This is a genomic window from Kitasatospora sp. NPDC057512 (genome assembly GCF_042802135.1).
Lineage (GTDB): Bacteria > Actinomycetota > Actinomycetes > Streptomycetales > Streptomycetaceae > Kitasatospora.
The window spans coordinates 1-2228 of record NZ_JBHVET010001045.1 but is presented as its reverse complement, the minus strand read 5'-3'; the positions used below and the strand labels follow the sequence as shown (position 1 = coordinate 2228).

Genomic DNA, 2228 nt, shown 5'->3' with positions numbered 1-2228 from the left:
GCCCGGCAGTTCACCGGGCGGCCCAGCCGCGTTCGTTCCCCGCCGCGTTCGTTCCCCGCCGCGTTCGCTCCCCGCCGCGTTCGGGCGGCGCGGGTGTCAGGCGTGCGGCGTCCAGAAGGCGGTGAGCCGGCCGACGCCGTGCTCGACGCCCTTCCAGCCGCCCTGGAACTCCAGGACCGCGATGGCCGAGGTCGGGAAGCCGGAGCGGTTCATCCGCGCCAGTGCGTCCCCCTCGGCCTCGCCCGCCAGGGCGTCGGCCAGCGCGTGGACGCCGGGGTTGTGGCCGACCACGACCAGGTCCCGCACCTCGTCGGACACCTCGTTGAGGAGCGCGATCAGCTCCCCGAGGCTCGCCTCGTACACGCGCTCCTCGTAGACGGTCCTCGGCACCGCCGGGAGCTCGGCGGACGCCAGCTCCCAGGTCTCACGGGTCCGCAGGGCGGTGGAGACCAGCGCGAGGTCGGGGGTGATGCCGGCGCCGGCGATCCAGCGCCCGGCCGCCGGCGCGTCCTCGCGGCCCCGGCCGGCGAGCGGGCGCTCGTGGTCGTCCACGTCGGGGTGCGCGGCCTTGGAGTGGCGCAGCACGACGATCCGGCGCGTCGGTTCCTCGGACATGGACGTCTCCCTCGGTTCCCGGAACGGGTGGTTCACCCGGACCAAGATCGTACCGGCCGGTCAGTGGTGGTACATGCCGACCTCGTAGCCGCCGCCGGGCTGGCGGATCATCACATTGGCCCGGTTGAAGGCGTTGATCAGCGCGATCACGCAGACCAGCGCCGCGAGCTGCTCCTCGTCGTAGTGCTTGGCGGCGTTCGCCCACGCCTCGTCGCTCACCCCGCCGGCCGCGTCGGCGAGCCGGGTGCCCTGCTCGGCGAGTTCGAGCGCGGCGCGCTCGGCCTCGGTGAAGACGGTGGCCTCGCGCCAGGCGGCGACCAGGTTGAGGCGTACCGGGTCCTCGCCGGCGTGCACGGCCTCCTTGAAGTGCATGTCGATGCAGGCGCCGCAGCCGTTGATCTGGCTGGCGCGCAGCCGCACCAACTCCTGGACGGTGTACGGCAGGGCCGACTCGGCGATCGGCTTGTTGGCCGCGATGAGGTGCTTGAAGACCTTGCCCAGGACGGGGTTGGTGAAGGGGTTGAGGCGGGGTTCCATGGCGTGCTCCTCGGTCGCTGTTCCGTTGCTGCCCCTGAAGACAGGACGGCCCGCCGTTCTGTGACATCCCCCGGCCGCCCGGGCTCCGTGACCTGCGCCACACCACCCGCCGGTGGGCTCCGGCGGGCCTCGGATAGCCTGCTGGCCACGGTCGGGACAGGGGGGTCCACATGACGGCTTCGGCGGGTTCGGCAGGTGCGGCGGATGCGGCGGGTTCGGCAGGTGCGGCGGGTGCGGCCGGGTACCGTCCGCTGCTGTTCTCCATCGCCTACGGGATGACGGGTTCGGTCGGCGACGCCGAGGACCTCGTCCAGGACGCCTTCCTCGGCCTCACCCGCGCCGACCGGGCCGGCACCGTGGTCACCGACCCCAGGGCGTACCTGACCACGGCCGTCACCCGCCTGGGCATCAACCACCTCACCTCCGCCCGGGTGCGCCGCGAGACCTACGTCGGCCAGTGGCTGCCCGAGCCGGTCGTCACCACCGCCGAGCGCCCCGGCCCGGCCGAGCACGCGGAGCTGGCGGACACCCTGTCGATGGCGTTCCTGGTGCTGATGGAGGCCCTCTCGCCGGTCGAGCGCGCGGTGTTCACGCTGCGCGAGGCCTTCGGGTACGGCTACCCGGAGGTCGCGCGGATGGTGGGGAAGAGCGAGGCGAACTGCCGTCAGATCCTCGCCCGCGCCAGGAAGCGCCTGGCGCCCGCCGCGCGCGAGGAGCAGGCCGTCACCCCGGCCCCGGCCCGCCGCGCGGAGGGCGAGGAGCTGGCCCGCCGCTTCTTCGAGGCCGCCGAGGGCGGCGACCTGGACGCCCTGCTCGGCCTGCTCGCCCCCGACGTGGCGCTCCAGGGCGACGGCGGCGGCAAGGCCCGCGCGCTGGCCCGCTCCCTCACCGGCCCGCGCCGCGTCGCCCAGCTGCTCGTCGGCGGCCTGCGCCGGGTCCGGCGCCTGGGCGCGCGCCTCGTCCCGGCCCGGGTCAACGGCCGCCCGGGCGCGGTGGTGTACGACGCCGGGCAGCGCGTGGCCGGCGTCATCGAGCTGGACATCGACGCCGACGGCTCGGTGCGGGCCGTCCACGCC

At 74.8% G+C, this 2228-nt stretch carries 3 protein-coding genes; 1 reads left to right on the top strand and 2 read right to left on the bottom strand.

From position 1 onward, the window contains the following. Positions 1-96: 96 nt before the first annotated feature. Both ACFU6K_RS37360 and ACFU6K_RS37355 read right to left on the bottom strand, forming a co-directional pair. Positions 97-615 (bottom strand): SixA phosphatase family protein, encoded by a 519-nt coding sequence (locus ACFU6K_RS37360; RefSeq protein WP_380670856.1) that lies wholly within the window; start codon positions 613-615, stop codon positions 97-99. A 60-nt stretch (positions 616-675) separates the two neighbouring features. Continuing rightward, entirely contained in the window at positions 676-1152 is a 477-nt protein-coding gene (locus ACFU6K_RS37355) for a carboxymuconolactone decarboxylase family protein (RefSeq protein ID WP_380670854.1), read from the bottom strand. A gap of 170 nt (positions 1153-1322) precedes the next feature. Between ACFU6K_RS37355 and ACFU6K_RS37350 the strand changes: the two genes are divergently transcribed. Beyond that, on the top strand, positions 1323-2228 hold a 906-nt coding region (locus tag ACFU6K_RS37350; protein WP_380670852.1), incomplete at its 3' end, for a sigma-70 family RNA polymerase sigma factor.

Coding starts and splice junctions, on each gene's coding strand:
- ACFU6K_RS37360 (WP_380670856.1), bottom strand. CDS start 615: ATGTCCGAGGAACCGACGCGCCGGATCGTCGTGCTGCGCCACTCCAAG.
- ACFU6K_RS37355 (WP_380670854.1), bottom strand. CDS start 1,152: ATGGAACCCCGCCTCAACCCCTTCACCAACCCCGTCCTGGGCAAGGTC.